At 67.1% G+C, this 20584-nt stretch carries 19 protein-coding genes; 5 read left to right on the top strand and 14 right to left on the bottom strand.

The features are described 5' to 3' along the window. Positions 1 to 12: 12 nt before the first annotated feature. Positions 13 to 714 (top strand): 7-cyano-7-deazaguanine synthase QueC, encoded by a 702-nt coding sequence (queC, locus tag QTI24_RS20000; protein ID WP_286602847.1) that lies wholly within the window; start codon positions 13 to 15, stop codon positions 712 to 714. Here queC and QTI24_RS19995 read toward each other — a convergent pair. Continuing rightward, entirely contained in the window at positions 693 to 2462 is a 1770-nt protein-coding gene (locus QTI24_RS19995; protein WP_286602846.1) for an ABC transporter ATP-binding protein/permease, read from the bottom strand. The two genes, queC and QTI24_RS19995, sit on opposite strands and share 22 nt — an antisense overlap. Before the next feature lie 240 nt (positions 2463 to 2702). Between QTI24_RS19995 and QTI24_RS19990 the strand changes: the two genes are divergently transcribed. The 3 genes from QTI24_RS19990 to QTI24_RS19980 are packed head-to-tail and all read left to right on the top strand — an operon-like array spanning position 2703 to position 6551. Further along, on the top strand, positions 2703 to 3737 hold the full coding sequence (locus tag QTI24_RS19990; protein ID WP_286602844.1) for a putative 2-aminoethylphosphonate ABC transporter substrate-binding protein: 1035 nt from the start codon (positions 2703 to 2705) through the stop codon (positions 3735 to 3737). Positions 3738 to 3747: 10 nt separating this feature from the next. Beyond that, positions 3748 to 4815, top strand: coding sequence for an ABC transporter ATP-binding protein (locus QTI24_RS19985; protein WP_286602843.1), 1068 nt, complete (start codon positions 3748 to 3750; stop codon positions 4813 to 4815). A gap of 29 nt (positions 4816 to 4844) precedes the next feature. Further along, positions 4845 to 6551, top strand: coding sequence for a putative 2-aminoethylphosphonate ABC transporter permease subunit (locus QTI24_RS19980; protein WP_286602969.1), 1707 nt, complete (start codon positions 4845 to 4847; stop codon positions 6549 to 6551). A 17-nt stretch (positions 6552 to 6568) separates the two neighbouring features. Here QTI24_RS19980 and QTI24_RS19975 read toward each other — a convergent pair whose 3' ends face one another. The 12 genes from QTI24_RS19975 to gspG all read right to left on the bottom strand — a co-directional run bounded on the left by QTI24_RS19975 (position 6569) and on the right by gspG (position 18337). Next, complete coding sequence (locus tag QTI24_RS19975; RefSeq protein ID WP_286602840.1) at positions 6569 to 7468, bottom strand: 5'-nucleotidase; 900 nt, start codon at positions 7466 to 7468, stop codon at positions 6569 to 6571. Between the two features lie 4 nt (positions 7469 to 7472). Next, positions 7473 to 8705 (bottom strand): type II secretion system inner membrane protein GspF, encoded by a 1233-nt coding sequence (gene gspF, locus QTI24_RS19970; RefSeq protein WP_286602838.1) that lies wholly within the window; start codon positions 8703 to 8705, stop codon positions 7473 to 7475. A 133-nt stretch (positions 8706 to 8838) separates the two neighbouring features. Continuing rightward, positions 8839 to 10257: a type II secretion system ATPase GspE gene (gene gspE / locus QTI24_RS19965; protein ID WP_286602837.1), complete on the bottom strand. Its 1419-nt coding sequence runs from the start codon at positions 10255 to 10257 to the stop codon at positions 8839 to 8841. Positions 10258 to 10266: 9 nt separating this feature from the next. Next, positions 10267 to 12582 carry a type II secretion system secretin GspD gene (gspD, locus tag QTI24_RS19960; RefSeq protein WP_286602836.1) on the bottom strand — a complete coding sequence of 772 codons (2316 nt, stop codon included), beginning with the start codon at positions 12580 to 12582 and terminating at the stop codon, positions 10267 to 10269. A 2-nt stretch (positions 12583 to 12584) separates the two neighbouring features. Continuing rightward, the gene (gene gspN, locus QTI24_RS19955) at positions 12585 to 13388 is read right to left on the bottom strand and encodes a type II secretion system protein N (RefSeq protein WP_286602834.1); all 804 of its coding nucleotides are present in this window, start codon (positions 13386 to 13388) and stop codon (positions 12585 to 12587) included. Positions 13389 to 13394: 6 nt separating this feature from the next. After that, complete coding sequence (locus QTI24_RS19950; protein WP_286602832.1) at positions 13395 to 13964, bottom strand: type II secretion system protein M; 570 nt, start codon at positions 13962 to 13964, stop codon at positions 13395 to 13397. Continuing rightward, a complete protein-coding gene (gene gspL, locus QTI24_RS19945; RefSeq protein WP_286602831.1) occupies positions 13961 to 15172 on the bottom strand; it encodes a type II secretion system protein GspL in 1212 nt (403 codons plus the stop codon). The genes QTI24_RS19950 and gspL overlap by 4 nt, the downstream gene beginning before the upstream one ends. A gap of 131 nt (positions 15173 to 15303) precedes the next feature. After that, entirely contained in the window at positions 15304 to 16404 is a 1101-nt protein-coding gene (gene gspK, locus QTI24_RS19940) for a type II secretion system minor pseudopilin GspK (protein WP_286602830.1), read from the bottom strand. Next, the gene (locus QTI24_RS19935) at positions 16401 to 17048 is read right to left on the bottom strand and encodes a PulJ/GspJ family protein (RefSeq protein ID WP_286602828.1); all 648 of its coding nucleotides are present in this window, start codon (positions 17046 to 17048) and stop codon (positions 16401 to 16403) included. Before QTI24_RS19935 ends, gspK begins: the two co-directional genes overlap by 4 nt. Continuing rightward, positions 17048 to 17398 carry a type II secretion system minor pseudopilin GspI gene (gene gspI, locus QTI24_RS19930; RefSeq protein ID WP_286602968.1) on the bottom strand — a complete coding sequence of 117 codons (351 nt, stop codon included), beginning with the start codon at positions 17396 to 17398 and terminating at the stop codon, positions 17048 to 17050. The genes QTI24_RS19935 and gspI overlap by 1 nt, the downstream gene beginning before the upstream one ends. Positions 17399 to 17418: 20 nt before the next feature. After that, positions 17419 to 17922, bottom strand: coding sequence for a prepilin-type N-terminal cleavage/methylation domain-containing protein (locus tag QTI24_RS19925; RefSeq protein ID WP_286602826.1), 504 nt, complete (start codon positions 17920 to 17922; stop codon positions 17419 to 17421). Continuing rightward, complete coding sequence (gspG, locus tag QTI24_RS19920) at positions 17897 to 18337, bottom strand: type II secretion system major pseudopilin GspG (RefSeq protein WP_286602824.1); 441 nt, start codon at positions 18335 to 18337, stop codon at positions 17897 to 17899. Before gspG ends, QTI24_RS19925 begins: the two co-directional genes overlap by 26 nt. Positions 18338 to 18401: 64 nt before the next feature. Here gspG and QTI24_RS19915 point away from each other — a divergent pair, with 64 nt between their 5' ends. Continuing rightward, a complete protein-coding gene (locus QTI24_RS19915; RefSeq protein ID WP_286602823.1) occupies positions 18402 to 18917 on the top strand; it encodes a type II secretion system protein N in 516 nt (171 codons plus the stop codon). Between the two features lie 6 nt (positions 18918 to 18923). On the opposite strand, the gene ilvA is transcribed toward QTI24_RS19915, so the two are convergent. Next, positions 18924 to 20477 carry a threonine ammonia-lyase, biosynthetic gene (gene ilvA, locus QTI24_RS19910; RefSeq protein WP_286602821.1) on the bottom strand — a complete coding sequence of 518 codons (1554 nt, stop codon included), beginning with the start codon at positions 20475 to 20477 and terminating at the stop codon, positions 18924 to 18926. Between the last annotated feature and the right edge of the window lie 107 nt (positions 20478 to 20584).

Genomic DNA, 20584 nt, shown 5'->3' with positions numbered 1-20584 from the left:
GAGTCGGTCGCCATGCACAACACCGCACTCGTCCTTTTCTCGGGCGGCCAGGACTCCACCACCTGTCTCGCCGACGCACTCGACAAATTCGAGCGCGTGGAAACCGTCGGCTTCGACTACGGCCAGCGCCATCGCGTCGAACTCGAAGCGCGAATCACCGTGCTGGCGCATCTGCGGGAGCGCTTCCCGCACTGGGCGCCGCGGCTGGGCGAGGACCACATGCTGTCGGTCGATGTGCTGGGCCAGGTCAGCGCTTCGTCGCTCACGCAGGACATTGCCTTCGAGATGCAGGCGAACGGACTGCCGAACACCTTCGTTCCCGGGCGCAACCTGCTGTTCCTCACCCTTTCTGGCGCGCTGGCCTACCGGCGCGGGCTGGAGGTGATCGTCACCGGCGTGTGCGAGACGGATTTCTCCGGCTATCCCGACTGCCGCGACGACACGATGAAGGCGATGCAGCTTGCGTTGTCGCTCGGCATGGATCGGCGCTTCGTGATCGAGACGCCGCTGATGTGGATAGACAAGGCAGAGACCTGGGCGATGGCGCACCGGCTGGGCGGCGTCCCGCTGATCGACCTGATCGTCGAGGACACGCACACCTGCTACCTCGGCGACCGGGAGCAGCGCCACGCCTGGGGCTACGGCTGCGGCAACTGCCCCGCATGCGAACTGCGCTCGCGGGGCTGGGAGCGCTACGTGGCCTCGACCCTGTAGCGCGCCGACGCGCCGTCGGTTTCGGGCACCAGCGTCCAGCGCCTGTCGTGGAAAGCGCCGACCGATGCCCGGTGCGCGATCGACACCATCGCGCCACCCGCGGCGCGAACGCCGGCCGCAAGTCGCTTGTACAAGGTCTCCTCCGCTTCGGCGTCGAGTGCGCTGGTGGCCTCGTCGGCGAACAGCCAGGCCGGTTTGCGCAGCAGCACGCGAGCGATGGCCAGGCGCTGCTGCTCGCCGCCCGAGAGCTTCTGGCTCCACGCGTCGCTGTCGTCGAGTCGGCCTGCGAGGTCGGGCAGCAAAGCATCGGCTAGGGCCTGCACGAGTTGCGCGTCGGTGTATTTGCTCGCGGGATCGGGGTAGGCCAGCGCGTCGCGCAGGCGGCCGTTGGGCACGTACGGCCGTTGCGGAATGAACATCGCGTTGTCGGGCACCGAGACCTTGCCGTTCGCGAACGGCCAGATGCCGGCGAAGGAACGGAAGAGCGTCGACTTGCCGCTGCCCGAGGGGCCTTGCAGCAGCACGGAGTCACCCGGCTTCACCGACAGGGCGGCGCCCTGGATCAGCGACGCACCGGTGGGCAAGGCGACACTGACATCGGCGGCGTTCAGGCCCTCGCCGGCCTTCGATGGTGTGCGTTCCAGCGCACTGACGGTGCCGTCATGGGCCCGCATGGCCGCCTCGAACGAGGTCAGCCGGTCCGCGGTCGCGCGCCAGACGGCGACGCGGTCGTAGTTGTCGACGAACCAGCTCAGCGAATCCTGCACACGGCCGAATGCCGAGTTGACCTGCATCAGCTGCCCGAGCTGGATCGCGCCGCTGAAGAAGCGCGGCGCCTGCACGATGAACGCAAAGACCACCGAGGCTTGCCCGAACGAAGCCGTGAAGGCCACCAGGTTCTTCTGTTTCTTGATCAACTGCAGGTAGTTCTTCAGCACCGAGCCGAAGCGCAGCTTGAGCTGCCCATGCTCGACCTGCTCGCCGCGGTCCAGCGCGATGGCCTCGCTGTACTCCCGCACGCGCACCAGATGGTGGCGGAAGTCGGCTTCGTAGCGTTGCTGCTGAAAGTTCAGCCCGATCAGTGGCCTGCCGATGTAGTGGGTGATGACCGTGCCGGCCGCGCAGTAGGCCAGCGCGATCCAGACCATCGAGCCCGGAACCTCATAGGTACTGCCGAACAGCGGCAGGCTCACGACGCCGCTCAGACCCCACAGGATGCCGATGAAGCTCACCAGCGTGACCACGGCGTTCAGCAGCCCCATCGACAGCGTCATCGTGTAGTCGGTGAAGATCTGCATGTCCTCCTGGATGCGCTGGTCCGGGTTGTCCGGCGTCTGTCCATCGTTCTGCCCGTAGCGCGCAAGCTCGAGGTGATAGAAGGTGTGATTCGCCATCCAGCGCGACAGGTAGCTGCGCGTCATCCACGCACGCCACCGCAACTGCAGCAGCTGCGTCAGATAGAACTTGAGGATCGCGATCACGATGTAGGCGGCGGCGATCCAGCAGAAAAAGACGATCTCCCTCCAAAACACGGCCTGATCTTTGTTCTGTAATGCGTCGTAGAAGCGCGCGTACCACTGGTTGTTCAGCACCAGCATGTAGACCACGCCCAGGTTGAGCGCGACGATGGCTGCAAGCAGGCCGCGCGCCACCCACTTTTCCTCCGACCGGAAGTAGGGCGCCGCAAGTGCGCCGATGCGGCGCAGGGTGGCAAGGATGTTCTTAGGGGCTTGTGTAGGCTCAGTCATGGCGTGGACCTGGGTTCACGCCAGAACGGCGCGTATCTTTCATCGTAGCGCCCCGCAAGCGCCGCAAGCTTAAGCGGCGCTGAAACGTGTCGGCGGCATGACGGCCCCGTGACAGGCTGCCCGGTGCATGGGGAATTGACAAACGCCTGTCACATGCCCTCCGGATGATCGACGGGTTTCGCGCGGAGCCGCGCACCGATCGGCAGTCTGCTGCCCAGCCACAACCCCAAGAGGATCCCCATGTTGCGTCGCACTTTTCAATGGGCCTTGCCCGCCGTCCTGCTGACCATCGGTGTCGGCGCGGCCGCCCAGGGCCGTACCGAGCTGCTGGTGTACACCGCGCTCGAAGCCGATCAGGTGCAGGCCTACAAGGCGGCCTTCGAGAAGGACAACCCCTCGATCGAACTGAAGTTCGTTCGCGACTCCACCGGCATCGTCACGGCCAAGCTGCTCGCCGAAAAGTCCAACCCGCAGGCCGACGTGGTCTGGGGGCTGGCCGCCACCTCGCTGATGCTGCTCGACAAGGAAGGCATGCTGCAGCCCTACGCGCCGAAGGGTCTGGAAGCCATCAAGCCGACGATGCGCGACAGCGCGAATCCGCCCAAGTGGGTCGGCATGGACGTGTGGTCCTCCGCCGTGTGCTTCAACACCGCCGAGGCGCAGAAGAAGAACCTGCCCAAGCCCACGAGCTGGGCCGATCTGACGAACCCGGTCTACAAGGGCCAGATCACCATGCCGAACCCGGCCGCTTCGGGCACCGGCTACCTGATGGTTTCGGGCTGGATCCAGATGATGGGCGAGCAGAAGGCGTGGCAGTACATGGACGCCCTGCACCAGAACATCGGCATCTACAGCCAGTCCGGCAGCAAGCCCTGCCGCCAGGCAGGCGCTGGCGAATTCGCGCTCGGCATGTCCTTCGAGTACCGCGCCAACAAGACCAAGCGCGACGGCGCGCCCATCGACATCGTGCTGCCCAAGGAAGGCCTCGGCTGGGACATGGAAGCCACCGGCATCATGAAGACGACGAAGAAGGCCGAGGCCGCGAAGGCGCTGGCCGACTGGGCCGTGACGAAGCAGGCGAACGAGCTTTATGCGAAGAATTTCGCAGTGCTCGCGCTGCCGGGCATCCAGGAAAAGCTGGAGTTCGTGCCGGGCGACGTCGAGACGCTGCTCGCGAAGAACGATTTCGACTGGGCTGCCGCGAATCGCGAACGCATCCTGACCGAGTGGTCCAAACGCTACGAGTCGAAGTCCGAAAAAAAGGCTCCGCAGTGACGGGTCGCGCATGACGAGTTTCCTTTCCCTGCGCGGCATCGGCAAATCCTTCGGCAACACCCGCGTGCTCGACGGGATCGACCTGGATGTCGAACCCGGCGAGTTCGTGTGTCTGCTCGGGCCTTCGGGCTGCGGCAAGACCACGCTGCTGCGCATCGTCTGCGGCATCGAGCACGCGGACCACGGCCAGTTGCTGCTGGGCGGCCAGGACATCGCGGGTCTGCCGCCGGCTGCGCGTGGCTTCGGCGTGGTGTTCCAGTCGTACGCGCTCTTTCCCAATCTCACGGCGGCGCAGAACATCGCCTATGGGCTGCAGCCGACAGGGGCGCTGGCGCGGGAGATCGCCAAGCGCTCGCGCGAGATGCTCGATCTCGTCGGGCTGGCCGCGCACGCCGACAAATATCCGGTGCAACTCTCTGGCGGCCAGCAGCAACGCGTGGCACTGGCGCGTGCGCTGGCGCCCAATCCGCGCCTCCTTTTGCTGGACGAGCCCCTGTCCGCGCTCGATGCCCAGGTTCGTACCAGCCTGCGCACCGAAATCCGCGCGCTGCAGAAGCGCCTCGGCGTCGTGACGATCATGGTCACGCACGACCAGGAAGAGGCGCTGTCGATGGCGGACCGCGTGGTGCTGATGCACAACGGCCGCATCGAACAGGCTGGCACGCCCGATGAGCTCTACCACCGTCCGCGCACCCGCTTCGTCGCGAGCTTCGTCGGCCGCATGAACATGCTGCCCGCGACCGTGCTGCCCGACGGCAGGATGCGTGTGCGCGACAGCGAACTGGTCTGCGAGCCGGGTGACGTCGGCGTGGGCGCGCAGGCCACCATCGGCATCCGGCCGGAGCACGTGGTGGTCCGTCGCTTCGGCGACGACGTGGGCATCAACAGCTTCGCGGCGCGCCTTCTGGACACCGAGTTCTTCGGCAACCGGACGGCCGCGCGCCTCGCCTGCGAGCCGTTGGGCATCGAGATCGAGGCCGATCTGCCGGTGGACCATCGTGGCGTCGATCCGCTGGTGCCCAGCAGCATGGTGCACATCCAGCTGCCGCAGCACGCGCTGTCGGTGTTGGCGCGTTGAGCGCCCTCGCCGACGTCGACTCCACGACCGTGTCGACGATCGCTGCCCGGACGACCGAACTGCCGCGCCAACGCAGCGCTTTCGATCGCGACCGCTGGCTGACGGGCGCTGCCGTATTGCTGGCCGGGGCCGTGCTGATCGTGATCGTGGCGCTGCCGGTGGGTGCGCTGGTCGGGCAGAGCTTTTTCGATCGCGCGGGCGCGTTCGTGGGGCTCGCGAACTTCGCGCACTACGTCGACAACCCCGCGCTCGTGCGGTCGGCTTTCAACAGTGTCTGGCTCGCAGTGGTCAGCGCGGCGTTGTGCACGGGCATCGCCTATGTGTATGCCTACGGGCTCACGCTCTCGTGCATGCGCGGCAAGGGACTGTTGCGCGCCATCGCGTTGATGCCGCTGCTTGCGCCCTCGCTGCTGCCGGCGATCAGCCTGGTCTACCTGTTCGGCAACCAGGGCGTGTTCAAGGGCTGGCTCGGCGACGTGTCGATCTACGGCCCCTTGGGCATCGTGCTCGGCTCGGTGTTCTGGACCTTGCCGCACGCGCTGCTGATTCTCACCACGGCGATGGCCACGTCCGACGGCCGCCTCTACGAGGCAGCACAGACGCTCGGCGCGTCGCGCTGGCGCATCTTCCGCACCGTGACGCTGCCGGCATCGCGCTACGGCTTGATCGTTGCCGGCATGGTGGTCTTCGTGCTGGTCATCACCGACTTCGGGGTGCCCAAGGTGGTGGGCGGCCAGACTGGAGTGCTCGCGACCGACATCTACAAGCAGGTCGTGGGGCAACAGAACTTCCAGATGGGCGCGGTGGTCGGTTTCGTGCTGCTGATTCCTGCCGTGCTGTCCTTCCTGGTCGAGCGCCGCGTGCGTCGCCGGCAGGCTGCGGCCTTGTCCGCGCGCGCCACGCTCTACGTGCCGGAGCCCATGCCGGTGCGCGACCGTGCGTTGCTGGCCGCATGCCTGCTGATCGCGTTCTGCATCGTCGTGATGATCGGCATGGCGGTGTTCGCCTCGCTGGCGACCTACTGGCCTTACAAGCTCGCGCCTTCGCTCAAGAACTACGACTTCAGCAATATGGATGGCGGCGGCTGGGGCAGCTACTTCAACTCGCTGCGCCTCGCGGTGGGCGCCGCGGTGGTGGGTGCGATCGCCACCTTTGTCTCGGCCTACCTGGTCGAGAAGCCGCGCCACTTCGTGCTGTTGCGCGAGGTGCTCAACCTGCTCGCGAATCTGCCGCTCGCCGTGCCCGGCCTTGTGCTGGGCGTGGGCTACATCTTCTTCTTCAACGCGCCATCGAATCCGCTGCGCGGGCTCTACGGCGGCATGGCGATCCTCGTGATCTGCACGGTGGCGCACTTCTTCTCGGTCGCGCACCTCACTTCGCTCACGGCGCTGCGCCAACTCGACCGCGAGTACGAACTGGTGTCGGAATCGATGGGCGTGCCCTTCTGGCGCACGCTGTGGCGCGTGCACCTGCCGGTGGCGTTGCCGACCGTGCTCGACGTCGCGGGCTACTTCTTCGTCAATGCGATGACAACGGTATCGGCGGTGGTCTTCCTCTACGCGCCGCAGACCACGCTGGCTGCCATCGCGGTGCTGAACATGGACGATGCGGGCGATGTCGCGCCGGCAGCGGCCATGGCGTCGCTGATCATGCTGACGGCCGCACTCGGCCGTGGCTTGTTCGCACTGGCGGGCCGCTCGGTGCTGGCGCGGACGCAGGCCTGGAGAAGCAGGTAGCTTTCTGCCCGAGCGGCTCAGCGCGGATTGCTGATGCCGCTGGCGACGTGCCCAGAGGGCACATGGCGCGCAGCCGCATCGACGTGGCCGGTCTGGTCGTCGAAGAAGAAGTCGGGCTCGAATTCGCGCAGGAACTCGCCCTTGGGCAGGCCGCCGAGGAACATGGCTTCGTCAACCTTGATCTTCCAGTTCATCAGCGTGCGGATGGCGCGCTCATGCGCCGGTGCGCTGCGTGCGGTTACCAGCGCTGTGCGAATGCGCATGGCCGGGTTGCTGGCCTGCTGCAGCCGATGCAGCGCCGCGAGCAGCGGCTTGAACGGCCCTTCGGGCAGCGGCATCTGGGCCTTGCTCGACTCGTGCAGTTGGAAGGCGTCGAGACCTTCGGCCTGGAACACGCGCTCGGCCTCGTCGCTGAAGAGCACCGCATCGCCGTCGAAGGCGATGCGCACTTCATTCGGATAGGCATCGCTGGCATGCACCGATTCGACGAGCACCCGCGCTGCAGGGAATCCGGCAACGAGGGCCTCGCGCACGTCTTCCGCATTGACCGAGAGGAAGAGGTGCGCACGCAACGGCCGCAGGTAGCCGAACGGCGGCCGCCCCTGTGTGAACACGCCGCGCTGCAGCGAGATGCCGTTGGCCGCGCCCGAGCGGAAGATCCTCATCCCCGACACCGGGTCGTTGCGCGACAGGATCACGACCTCGACGCGCTGCTTGCCGTCGTCGTTGAAGCGCAGCAGCTTGCGCACCAGCGAGTAGGCGATGCCCGGCTGGGCCGGCACGTCGAGGCGGTCGAGCTGCAGTTTCATGTAGCCCGCGTCGTCGCCTGATTCGAAGATCCGGTTTTCTTCTTCCAGATTGAAGAGTGCACGCGAGGAGATCGCCACCACCAACTTATCGTCAAGGGAGACCGCCATAGAGCTACTTCACGAATTGGTTCAATTGGATGATGGGCATCAGCACCGCGAGGACGATCAGCATCACCACGCCGCCCATCGCCACGATCAGCAAGGGCTCCAGGATCGTGGCGAGGTGCATGGCGCGGCGCTGCACTTCCGCGCCGAGCTGGTTCGCCGCACGCTGCAGCATCAGCGGCAAGGTGCCGGTCTGCTCGCCGAGGCGCGCGAACATCGAGACGATGCCCGGGAAGCGCTTCTTCTGCGCCAGCGCCGAAGCCAGCGGCGCGCCTTCGCGCACCAGCACGAGCGCATCGAGCGCATCGGCGCGCATGGCCCGATTGCCGAGTGTTTCGGAGGCGGCCTGCAGCGCACGCAGGATGGGCACGCCGGCCGTCGCCAGCATCGCCAGCGTGCTCGCGAAGCGCGCCGCGTTGTAGCCGCGGGAGAGCTTGCCGACGAGCGGGAGATTGAGCCACGCCGCATCGAACTTTTCGCGGAAGGCCTCGCGGGCGAGCGCCATTCGAGCGCCGATGGTGCCGATGACGATGACGCCCAGCATCAACCACCCGTAGTTGCGCACGAAATCGCTGAGGGCCAGCATCGCCACCGTGAGGATGGGCAGCGCGCGCTTGGTGCCTGCGAACACGTTGGCGACCTGCGGCACGACGTAGCTCACGAGAAAGATCACGATGACGATCGCGACCAGCGTCACGATCGCCGGATACAGGGCCGCGCCGACGAGCTTTTGTTGCAACGCCTGCCGCTGTTCGAGGTCATCGGCCAGGCGCTCCAGCACGAGGCCGAGGTTGCCGCTCTGTTCGCCGGCACCGATCACGGCGGTGTAGATCGGGGAGAACTCGCGGGGATGTTGCGCGAGCGCGCGACCGAAGGGCGAGCCGGCGTTGACTTCGGCGCGCAAAGAGGCGACCAGGTTGCGTTGCGCTTCGCTCTCGGCTTCGTCGGTCAGTGCGGTGAGTGCGCGTTCGAGCGGGAGGCCCGAAGACACCAGGCCAGCGATCTGGCGGGTCCAGACGGCCAGGGTCGTGGAACTGAAGATGCGGCCGCCGCCGAACATCCGGGGCCACCCACCGGCGGCCGGTGCGCCGCTTTCAACGCTGCCGACGGGTGTGACGGCGAGGGGGATCAGCGCCTGTGCGCGCAGCATGCCGCGCGCACCGCGGGCGGTATCGGCTTCGAGCACGCCCTTGCGGGGCTGGCCTTGCTGGTCGATGGCGTCAAACGAATAGGCGGGCATCTGGCGATTCTCTCTCCCCCAGGCTTGCCCACTTCGTGTGGCCGCCAACCCCCTTCCGGGGGCGTTGCCTTCGGACCGGCGGAGCCGGATCCGGGGCAACCTGCGAATGGGAGCGTGGCTTGCGGAGGGCTGCTTAGTCTCTGGTGACCCTCAGAAGTTCGGCTCGTGAGGTGACGCCGGCCTTGAGGAGGCGTTCGCCATCTTCGCGCATGGAGCGCAGGCCGCCGCGCTCGGCGGCGACGAAGATCTGGCTTTCGGGGGCGCGGTTGTGGATGAGCGACTGCACGGTGTCGTCGGCGACGAGCAGTTCGAAGATGCCGGTGCGGCCCTGGTAGCCGGTCTGACCGCAGGCGGTGCAGCCGACGGGTTGACCTTCGCCACCATCTGTGGGCACAGAGCACACGGGACACAGCTTGCGAACCAGCCGCTGCGCCAGCACGCCGAGCAGCGACGAGCTGAGCAGGAAGGGCTCCACGCCCATATCGGTCAGGCGCGTGACGGCGCTGACGGAGTCGTTGGTGTGGAGCGTCGCGAGCACGAGGTGGCCGGTGAGCGATGCCTGGATGGCGATTTGCGCGGTTTCGAAGTCGCGGATTTCGCCGATCATGATCACGTCCGGGTCCTGCCGCAGGATAGCGCGCAGGGCCTTGGCGAAGGTCAGTTCGATCTTGGCGTTGACCTGGGTCTGACCGACGCCGGGCAGCTCGTACTCGATCGGGTCTTCGACCGTCATGATGTTGCTGCTGCTCGCGTCGAGCCGGCTGAGCGCGGCGTACAGCGTGGTGGTCTTGCCCGAGCCGGTCGGTCCGGTCACCAGGATGATGCCGTGCGGCTGGCCGATCAACTGTTCGAAACGCGCGAGGGTGTCGCCCTGCATGCCGACCGATTCGAGCGTGAGCTTGCTTTCCGATTTGTCGAGCAGACGCAGCACCGCGCGCTCGCCGTGCGCCGACGGCAGCGTCGACACGCGCACGTCGACTGCGCGGGTGCCGATTCGCAGGCTGATGCGTCCGTCCTGCGGCAAGCGCTTTTCGGAGATGTCGAGGTCGGCCATGATCTTCAGGCGCGAGATCAGCGCCGCATGCAGCGCGCGATTGGGCTGCACGACTTCGCGCAGCGTGCCGTCGATGCGAAAGCGCACCGAAGACGTCCGCTCGTAGGGCTCGATGTGAATGTCGCTGGCGCCGTCGCGCGCCGCCTGCGTGAGCAGTGCGTTGAGCATGCGGATGATCGGCGCGTCGCCGGCCGATTCGAGCAAGTCCTCGACCGCCGGCAGTTCTTGCATCATGCGCGAGAGGTCGGCGTCGCCTTGGACCTCGCTAACCACGGCGGCGGCGTTCGATTCGCCCTGCGCATAGGCTGCGCTGATGCGCTGAGCCAGCTGTTCGGGCGCCAGTGGCTCAAAAGTCTTGACCTGGTATTTGCGCAGCACTTCGCCCAGCGCGCTGCGCGGAGGCACCTTGGGCATCCAGAGGGTATAGCTGCCTTCGTCCGTTTCTTCCAGCAACAACTGCTGGCCGCGCGCGAAGGCGTAGGGGAGGGGATAGCGCACGACCTGACTCTAGGGCAATTCGCGGCCCGTCGATGGGTCGGCGGTGGGTGGCAATGCGCCCTTCATGGTGCTTGGGCGCAGTGCCCGCGTGTCGCTCGGGGTGAGCGGCGGCGGCACCAGGCGCGTGCCCTCGATGCGGCGGTCCGGGTTGGCGGCCGGCGGCAGTGTGGGTGTAGGTGCCAAGGGCTGCATGCCCTGCCCGGGCGGCGCCGCCGGCAGCACTGCGGACTCATCCACGCTGCGCAGGAAGATGTTCTTCTCCGGCTGCGAGGTCTGCTGCAGGCCGCGGATGGCGTCGTAGCGGTCGAGGGCGAGTTGGTCGCCGACGGCGTTGTCGCGCACCACCACGGGCCGCAGGAACACCATCAGGTTGGTTTTCTTGCGCGAGCGCGTTTCGCTCTTAAAGAGATTGCCGAGGATCGGGATGTCGCCGGCCAAGGGCACCTTTTCCGTGCCGCTCGAATACTCGTCCTGCAGCAGCCCGCCGAGCACGATGATGTTGCCGTCGTCCACCACCACGTTCGATTCGATGCTGCGCTTGTTGGTGGTCGGGCCGTTCACGTTGTTCAGGGTCGACGCCTGGATGGTCGAGACCTCCTGGAAGATCGACATCTTGACGGTGTTGCTCTCGTTGATCTGCGGTCGCACCCGCAGGGTCAGGCCGACGTCCTTGCGCTCGATCGTCTGGAACGGATTGACCGATCCGTTGGCAGCACCCGTGTTGGTGAACTGGCCCGTCAGAAAGGGCACGTTCTGGCCGATCACGATCTTGGCCTCCTCGTTGTCCAGCGTCAGCAGCGTGGGCGTCGACAGCACGTTGCCCTCGCCATTGCTCTCGAGAAAACGCGCGACAAAGCTCAGGATGTATTGGCCGCCGTACTTGGTGCCGATGCCGAAATTGATGCCGGTCGAAGGCCGCGTCGCGGTGTTGCCGGTCGCCAGGCCGACCGCCAGGTCGACGATGTTCTGGCCGCCCAGGCTGGAGTTGGTGCCGATGAAGCCCACGTTCCGGTCGCCGCTGTTGCCGATGCCGGTCTGCCACTGGATGCCGAACTCCGCCGCCTTGTCGGCGTTCACTTCGACAATCAGGCTTTCGACCAGCACCTGCGCGCGCTTGCCGTCGAGGCGGTCGATGACCGCGCGCATCTGCCGGTACTGTGGTTCGGGCGCCGTGATGATCAGCGAATTGGTGGACGGGTCGGCCTGCACCTGGCCGCCGGTCGACGGCTGGTTGGCGTTGGGGTTGAGGGGCGCCGTTGCAGCCGAACTGGCCTGCGACAGGCCGCTTTGTGCGGTGTTGAGTTGCTGCGAGGCCTGCTGGGTGCCGCCGCCCGTGGTGCCCTGAAGGCCACCGGTGCCGCCACGTGCTTCTGCCGACATCGCTGCACGCAAGGTCGCTGCGAGCTTGACCGCATCGGCGTTCTTCAGATAGACCACGTAGACATTGCCGGCGGCGCCGTTACCGCTGTCGATGGCCGGGCGGTCGATCTTGTCGACCAGCGTGCGGACCAACTGTGCGCGCGCCGGGTTGGCTGCGCGCAGGATGAGCGCGTTGCCGCGCGGCTCGGCAAGCAGCGTGGTGCGGAACGACGAATCGACCGAGCCCGGCGTGGTGGCGCCCGGGCTCGTGCTCGCGCCGCCTTCGAGCAGCCGCGTGATCAGCGGCACCATGTCGGTGGCGATCGAATGCTTCAGCGGAATCACTTCGATGTCCGAAGCGTTCGGCACGTCCAGCGCTGCCACGATGCGTGCGAGGCGGCGCATGTTCTCGGCGTAGTCGGTGATCACCAGCGAGTTGTTGCCCGGGTTCACGTTGATCGTGTTGTTGGGCGCGATCAGCGGGCGCAGCACCGGCAGCAGGTTGTTGGCCGATTCGTAGTTGAGCTTGAAGATCTGCGTGACGATCTGGTTGCCGTTCACGCTCGACGAAGTGGGGGTGGAAGTGGTCACCGTGCTGCTCTGCAGCTTGGCGTCGGCTTCCGGCACCACCTTGTAGAGCCCTTCGGACTGCACCACCGCAAAACCCTGCAGCCGCAGCGCCGCCGCGAACTGGTTGAACGCCGCGTCCGGGGAGATGGCGCGGTCGGTCTGCAGCGTGAGCGTGCCCTTGACGCGCGGGTCGACGACCACGTCCCGGCCGGTCACGACCGCCATGGTCCGTGCGACGGACTCGATCTCGGCGTTGGTGAAGTTCAGCGTGATCGGTTCGCCGCGCCGCACGATGGTTTCCTGTGCGAACGCGGAAGGAATGCAGGCCGCGATCAGCATCTGCGCGGCGAGCGCGATGGTTCCGATGCGGATGCCGGTCGAAGTCTTTGGCTTCATGGTCAACCCAGTGTGATGAGCGAGCGCGCGCCTTCGCGTCGCCCGATGATGTTCAACAAGTTCGAAAGTGCGTCTTCCCGCCCCGGCGCTGCGCTGGCCTCCCCGTCGAATCGGAAAGCGAGGCCGTTCCAGCGGCCGCTGCCGCTGAGCTGCAGGCTGCTTCCATCGCGTGTGGTCAGCAGGAGGGTCGGCGCAGCGCCTCCCTCGAGGGCAACGCGGTAGCTGCCCATCGGTTTCAAGGTCGAGAGACTGGAAGAAATGTCGGTGGCGTCGAGCGTTGCGCGCCCTTCGAGCGCCAATTGCGGACCGCTCGAGCGCAGGACGAAGGCCTGGGTCGACACGTCCAGCATGCCGTCGAGCTTGAGCGTGTTCCATGGCGCGCCGAAGCCGGCGAGCATCGCGGCGGGCCAGCGCGACTGGCCGTCGCGCCATTCGAGCTCGAGGCCGCTCGCACGCGGACGCGCGTTGAATTCGAGCGGCTTGGCCGCGCAGCAGGAGAGATCGAGCGCGGCCGTCACGCCGTCCCAGCGCGGCCGCAAGGTCCAGCCGAGCGTTCCGGGCAGCGAGATCGCCTCCGCGCCGCCTGCGCCGCTCGAGAACACGACACCGGCCGATCCGGTCCAGACCGTTCCGCGTGCGTTGACCAGTTGCAGGTGGCCGTTGCTCCACCGGGCCAGGCCGGCGGCGAGCCAGCGTGCCGGCGCAAAAAGCGAGAACGCCAGCAAGGTGCCGATAAGCATGCCGAGCACGGCCCATCGCCAGGCGGACTTGGCGGGGGCGTCGGGGCTGGGGAAACGTGTGGCCATGCTGGGTCAGCGCGCAGGCAGGCTCATGACCACGGTGCCGTCCCATCGCACGCGCGGCGGATCCCCTGTCGTCGCGGAGGCGGGCTGGGACGAGGATGGAGGCGAAGGAGGCGAAGCGCTCTGCGTGCTGCGGGTCAGGTGCACTTCGCGCGGAACGGCACGCGCGTTGCTGCGTGCCTGTCCGAACCACTGGGCGAGCGCGTCCGCCGGCACCGAGCGGAGTGCGATGGTCACGCCCTCGCCGGCGCCCGCGGGTTGCATCTGCGCGTTGGGGCCGAGGTTCTGGCGCACCGATGTTTCGAGACCGCGCATGGCGTCGTCGCGGCTCGCGCGTGGCTGGGATTGCAGGGCCTTGGCCTGCGTTTGCAGGCTGGTCATCCGCTGCAATTGGACATCGAGCTGCGCGTGTTCGGCCGGTGCCGACGACAGCGTGCGCAGCGCCGGGGCCAGCGCCACCCACCAGAACAGTGCAAGCACGACGAGCGCGGCTGCGATGGCGATCATGCGTTGCTCGCGCGGCTCGAGTTCGGGCCACCAGGCCTGCCAGCGCGCCTTGAGTGATTCGAACCCCTTCATCGTGCTGCCTCCGCCGACTGCACGAGAAGCAGGTCGCCCTCGCTGCGGGCGTTGTAGCCGCGCGATGCCATGGCGGCGGTCACGTTGCCGAGCTCCGCGGCTTGCAGGCCGAGGCCGCGCAATCGCAGCTGGCCGGCGCTGAAGTCGATGGCAGTGGGCGCGCGGCCTCGCGGGAGACTCGCGGCCAGCGCGCCGAGCATGGGTTCGAAGTCGCTGGCCGTGACGCCACCGGTCGCTAGCTGCAATGCGGCGACTTCGCGCTGCATCTGGAGCGGGGCGTCGACCACCAGTTGCACCGAGGGGAAAGTCTGCGTGAGCACGTTGCGTATCGCATGGCGCTTGGCATCGAGCGCATTGCGCTCCTTCCAGGCCCATGCGTTGAGGCCGATCAGTTGCGCCAGCACCAGGATCACGGCGCCCCATCGGGCGGCGCGCCACTGCGGGCCGTGCCACAGCGCGCGCGAGATCGCGACGAACTTCTTGCCCGCGCGGGCGCGGCCGGTGGAGGCGAGATCGAATTGAGCGAGGTCCCACTGCGATTCGCTGGCCCGGAGCCAGCGTTCCGCGGGCTTGACGATGGGAACGCGATAGCCGAGCACGCTTTCTGCCAGTTCGGCGACCGCGGGTTCGGCCAGCGCGGTAGTGTCAACGGGAAGGTTGCCGGCCAGCGCGAGACCGGCGCTGTCGAGTGGCAGCATCGCGACCCCGTCGGTGCCGCAAACCACGCACAGTGCCGCGCCAGGTTCGCCGATGGCGAAGACCATGGTCGGGACCCCGGCCGGCTGGGGTGCGAACTCCGGAATGATGCGTGTGACGCGGCGTCCCACAGCTTCAAGCGCCTGCACGGCGCTGCGAAGCCAGATCCGGTTGCACGCCGCCACCCAGACGGGGATGCCCACGCGGGCCCCGGGTTCCAGTGCGAAATGCAGGGATTCGGGATCGTCGAGCAGGCGGTCTTCGAGCAGGCCGTTGAGCACCGACCGCAGGCGCACCGCGCCGCTCATGCTGCCCTGCGGCAAGGTGACCTGGTGCCACGAGAGCATGGCGGAGGGGACGCCGAGGATGACTTCGTCGCTCGCCGGCAGCAGCGCAGGCGGCGCGCTCCCCTGCGAACGCAGCTTGCGGCCGTCGCTGGACCACGCCGACCAGCCGTATTCGGCGGTGGCCGAACCGGGTGTGAGAGGAATGGTTACAAGCAGCAAGGCCATGGAGAAAACGAAAGGGTCACTATTGTAGAAGTGGGGTCATCGCAGGCGCTACAAATTTGATAGCGTCTCACGCAGATGCTACGGGCGCTGCGCTAATTTTTGATCCAATAGGGCTGGCGACGGTCGCGGGGTCAGGATTTGGGTGGCGCCACCGTGGCGCCCGCGCCACGCTCTCGCCAGACGATTCGGACCTCGATGCCGTCGCGACGCAACAGGGTTTGCTCGTCCACCCAGGCGCTTTCGAGGCGCAGTCGGGCATGGACTTCGAAGTAGTTGGTCGCGATGCTGTGCTGACCCTCGCTGAACTGCGCCGTGCTTGGCTGGACCAGCGCATTGGCGTCGGCGAGGCTGCGGAAATAGGCTCGCGCCCTACGCTCGACCAGCCGCTTGGCACTTGCGAGATCCAGCGTCGGTACGCTGGCGAACAGTGCTTCGGCGCTGGCCGTGTTGATGTTCAGCTTTGTGCCGCCCGTTGGCAGGATGGTGACATAGGGTTCCAGGGCCGCCGCGGTCGTCGGGGACACGCCCAGCCAGACCAACTGGTCGGTGTGCTGAGGTATCAAGGGGCCGGTGGCCGATGTGGACGTGTCGGTTTCCGCCGCCGTTGTTGTCGGGGTCGTGGTGGGTACGGGAGTCACCGGCGTCGTGCCCGTGGTTCCCGTCGTGCCCGTGGTCCCGGCCGGCACGCTCACCGTGGCTGGAAGTGCCCGCTGCAGGTTGCTGACCATCAACTGGACTTCCTGCGCAGGCAGGCCGAGCAACTGGAAGAGCTTTTCGAAGGCCTTGACGGCTGATTCCACCGGCTTGCCGCCTTCCACCAGGTTCCTCACATTGAGCTTGGATTGCGCGTCGATGATTCGCCCCGAAAGAAAGGCGTCGGGCAGCCCTTCGAGCGCATCGCTGGCGATGTTCTTGTCTGCGGCGAGGAAACTGGTCAGCTTGGCTTCTGCCAGCGGAATGGCCCAGGGTTCGGCAAGATGATCGGCCCCGCCAGTGACGGCGTTGGCGCGGGCGTCCTCCCGCAGGATCAGCCGGGACCAGTCGAGCGCCCCGATCAGGATCCAGCCGGACTGCACCCGCGCCCGCTCCGCCCCTTCGATCTCCGTCGCGCGCCATTGCTGCCAGAGTGCCGCCACTGCAAAGGTCGCGACCAGCGTGACGGTGAGCATCGCCGTCAGGAGTGCGGCGCCGAACTCACGCCGGCTTGCATGAATGGGAATGCGGCGCTTCATGTCTTGGGCACCGTCACCGAGGGCCGCACCCAGTCGCGCGTGAGCAGGCCCGCGAGCGCCGGGCCCGGCGGCAGGCTCAGGACCAGCCGCACGCCGTCGGGCAGGGGCGTGTTGGTTCCCAGCGCTTCGGCGCTGACGGCGGGCGACCAACTGTCGTTGCGGAAGTAGTAGATCTGCCAGCCGTCGGCCGGCATCAGGTCGACCTCCGCACCGCGAGCCTCGTTGCTGCCGTCCTCTGCCCAAGCGGAGGCACGGTCCCAGGCCTGCTGCCACTCCGCGCGAGTCGTGAAGCCGGGCGACTGCCAGCGGCGCCAGTGCGTGCCGGTGGCAGCGTCCGTGCGCAAGGTCCAGGCCACCACGTAGATACGCGGCGTGCCGCCATCCGTGCTGCGCCGGGTGAGACGCAGCACGCGACCGTTCCAGTCCATCGCGCGGGTCTGCGACAGCGCCACGGTGGCGTCGAGATCGGCGCCCCATTGGGCCAGCGCGGTCTGCAGCGTGAGCACGGCGTCGCCGCGCTCGCGGTTCTGGGCCTGCGCGCGCGCCATTCCATCGAGGCCGCGCCAGCTCATCAGCGCGAGCAGCGCCATGACCGAGATCGCGACCAGCAATTCGATCAGCGTGAAGCCGCGCGTCCTGCGCATCAGTAGCGGCCCACCACGGTGGAGAGCCGCAGTACCGGTGCCTCGTCGGCATCGCGAACCTGCACGTCGACGCGGCGGAAGTTGGGGTTCAGCGTGGGCGTGGTCGAGACCGTGACGCCGAAGTTCACGTTGGCCTGGGTGCAGATCAGGCCCGCATCGCCGACGGCGGGAAGTTGCCGCGCCAAGCGGGCCTTGATCAGCTCGTTCTCGGCGCACATTTGCGCCAGCATCACGTCGGACTGGCGCTGCGCATTGCGCGTGAGCGCCATCGTCGCCTGCGTGCCGGCCATCAGCGCGATCGCGACGATGCCCAGCGCGACCAGCACCTCGATCAGCGTGAAGCCGAGCATGCGGCTTCGGAACTGCCGCTTCACGGCGTTACCACCGCGAAGGGGCGCAGCCCGTCGGTGCCGATGCGCAGGCTGCGGCTCGGCGGACCATCGGAGGTGATCAGCACCTGCTGCGCCGCGATGATCGGATCGGGGCCCAGTTGAAGTGCCGGCACGGCCGCGCCCTCCGCCGTCATCGGCTGGGCCGTGATGCCGTCGGCGAGCCATGCCGTAGGCAGCGAGTTGGATGGCAGGCCATCGAAGCTGAAATTGCCCGGCCCATCCGGCGTGGGGCGCCAGCGCACCGCGACCCCGGCAGCGCGTGATTGCGCGCGGGCGGCTTCGAGCAGGGCGGCGAGCCGCTCGGCTTCGCGGTCGAGCGTGGCCTGGCCGGAGTCCCGCATCGCCATCCCGACGCCGGCCGTGGCCAGCGCGATGATGGCTATCACGACCAACAGTTCGAGCAGCGTGAACCCGCCAGTCCCGCGATGGGCGCTTTGGGGTGGACGGCAGCGCGTCTTACTGCCAGCTGCCGATGTCGGCATTCTTGCCTTCGCCGCCAGGCTGGCCATCGGCGCCGAGCGAAAGCACATCGATCTCGCCCTTGATGCCCGGATTCAGGTACTGGTAGGGGCGGCCCCACGGGTCGTTCGGGAGCTTTTCGACGTAGGGCTTCCAGTTGGGGGCTGCCGGGCCGGCCGTCGGCCGAGTGAGCAGCGCCTGCAGGCCCTGCTCACCCGTGGGATAGCGCTGGTTGTCGAGTCGGTAGAGCTTGAGTGCCTGCATGAGGTTGTTGACGTCGGTCTTGGCCGCCGTCACGCGGGCATCGTCCGCGCGTTCGATGACGTTCGGCACGATCAGCGCGGCGAGCACGCCGATGATCACCAGTACGACCATCAGTTCGATCAGGGTGAAGCCGCGTTGCAGCGTGCGCGAAAGGGAACGGTGAGAAAGAGGCATGAAAGGTGTGGTGAGAGCGTCGGGGGCAGCGCGTGCCGCGTTCGGTGAATGATAATCCGGGCCCATGTCAGTTCCCTATGCTCCTGCTCGCTGGCCTGTAGCCACAGCGACGACCGGTCTCTGGGGGCTTGCGGCCGCGAGCATCGTGTTCTGGGGACTGAGGCTGGCTGCGCCTTCCGACGCCATGGCGCCGCCCGCGGTGGCCAGCACGCCGCAGGCCGCCGCCGATCCAGCCGCCGTCGCCCAATTGCTGGGCGCCGTCCCGACGCAGGCTACGGCGGTGGCCGCGCCCGAAGCCGCGAGTCGGTTCGCGCTGCTCGGCGTGGTGGCGGACAGCGACGGGCAGGGCGCCGCGCTCATTGCCGTCGACGGCAAGCCCGCGAAGCCTTTCCGGGTAGGCGCCAAGGTCGAGGAAGGCTATGTGCTCCAGTCGGTCACGACACGCGCGGCCTCCCTGGGCGCCAGTGCGGATTCGGCGGCGGCGTTCACGTTGCAACTGCCGACGCGCCCGCTGGCAGTGATGTCGCCGCCAACCGCGTCCACGCCGCCGCCCGTGACTGCGCCGGCCCCGCGGCGCTGAGCGGCTTCAGGCCTGCAGGAACAGCCGGTACGCCGGGTTGGTGGTCTCTTCCACGAAGGGATATCCCAGCGTCTGGAGAAACTCGTCGAAGGCCGCGTTGTCCGCGCCGGGCACTTGCAGGCCGACCAGGATGCGACCGTAGTCGGCACCCTGATTCCGGTAGTGGAAGAGGCTGATGTTCCAGTTGGGCCGCAACAGGCTCAGGAACTTCAGCAGCGCACCAGGACGCTCGGGGAAAACGAAGCGCAGCAGACGTTCGTCCTTTGCCAGGCCGGTGCGGCCGCCGACAAGATGACGGATGTGCTCCTTGGCGAGTTCGTCGTGCGTGAGGTCGATCGCGCCGAAACCGTGTGCCACGAAGGTTTCGGCAATCGTCTTCGATTCGCCTCGCGTGGTCGTCGTCAGGCCGACGAAGACGTGCGCCTCTTTCGAATCGCTGATCCTGTAGTTGAACTCCGTCACGTTGCGCGATGCGCCCGGCAATTGGCCGACCAGTTCGCAGAAGCGGCGGAAGCTGCCGCGCTCCTCGGGAATCGTCACCGCGAACAACCCCTCGCGCTCCTCGCCCACCTCAGCCCGCTCTGCGACGAAGCGGAGGCGGTCGAAGTTCATGTTCGCGCCGCAGAGGATAGCGGCGTAGGTTTCGCCGCGCGTGCCCCGATCCTCGACATACTGCTTGATCGCAGCGACGGCAAGCGCGCCGGCCGGTTCGACGATGCTGCGCGTGTCGATGAACACATCCTTGATGCCGGCGCAGACCGCATCGGTGTCCACCGTGACGAACTCGTCCACCAGGTCGCTTGCGATGCGGAAGGTTTCCTCGCCGACCAACTTGACGGCGGTGCCATCCGAGAAGAGGCCGACGTCGGGCAGCGTCACCCGCTCATGGGCGGCGACCGACTGCATCATCGCGTCCGAGTCGTTCATCTGCACGCCAATGACTTTGATCTCCGGGCGTACGGCCTTGATGTAGTTGGCCACGCCGGCGATCAATCCGCCACCGCCGATGGCGACGAACACGGCGTCCAGCGGTCCTTGATGCTGGCGAAGGATCTCCATCGCGATGGTGCCCTGGCCGGCGATCACGTCCGGGTCGTCGAAGGGGTGGACAAAGGTCAGGCCGTGCTGCCTTTGCTGCTCGACCGCGTACCCGTACGCGTCGGAGTAGCTGTCACCGTGCAGATGCACTTCGCCGCCGAGGGCGCGAACGGCATCGACCTTGAGTTGCGGCGTGGTCACCGGCATCACGACCACGGCGCGAACCCCCAGCTTGTGGGCAGACAGGGCCACGCCCTGGGCATGGTTGCCGGCAGAAGCGCAGATCACGCCTTTCGCGAGTTGTTCTTCGCTCAGATGCGCCATCTTGTTGTAGGCGCCACGCAGCTTGAAGCTGAATACGGGTTGCTGGTCTTCGCGCTTGAGCAGCACCGTATTGCCGAGCCTCGCGCTGAGCGCGCGTGCCGGCTCGAGGGCCGATTCCACTGCCACGTCGTAGACGCGCGCGGTGAGAATTTTCTTGAGGTAGTCGGCAGGGGTGAGAGGCATGGTCGGCGTGGACATAGGGCCGCGATCATAGGCCTGCCGATGCAGGGGCTGGAGAGCCCAAGAAAAAAGCCCCGGGCCTTGCGGCTCGGGGCTAAATCCACCAATTGGGAGGGTGGAGGAGA

Source organism: Variovorax sp. J22P240 (assembly GCF_030316855.1).
Lineage (GTDB): Bacteria > Pseudomonadota > Gammaproteobacteria > Burkholderiales > Burkholderiaceae_C > Variovorax.
This window is presented reverse-complemented; position numbering and strand designations above follow the sequence as displayed.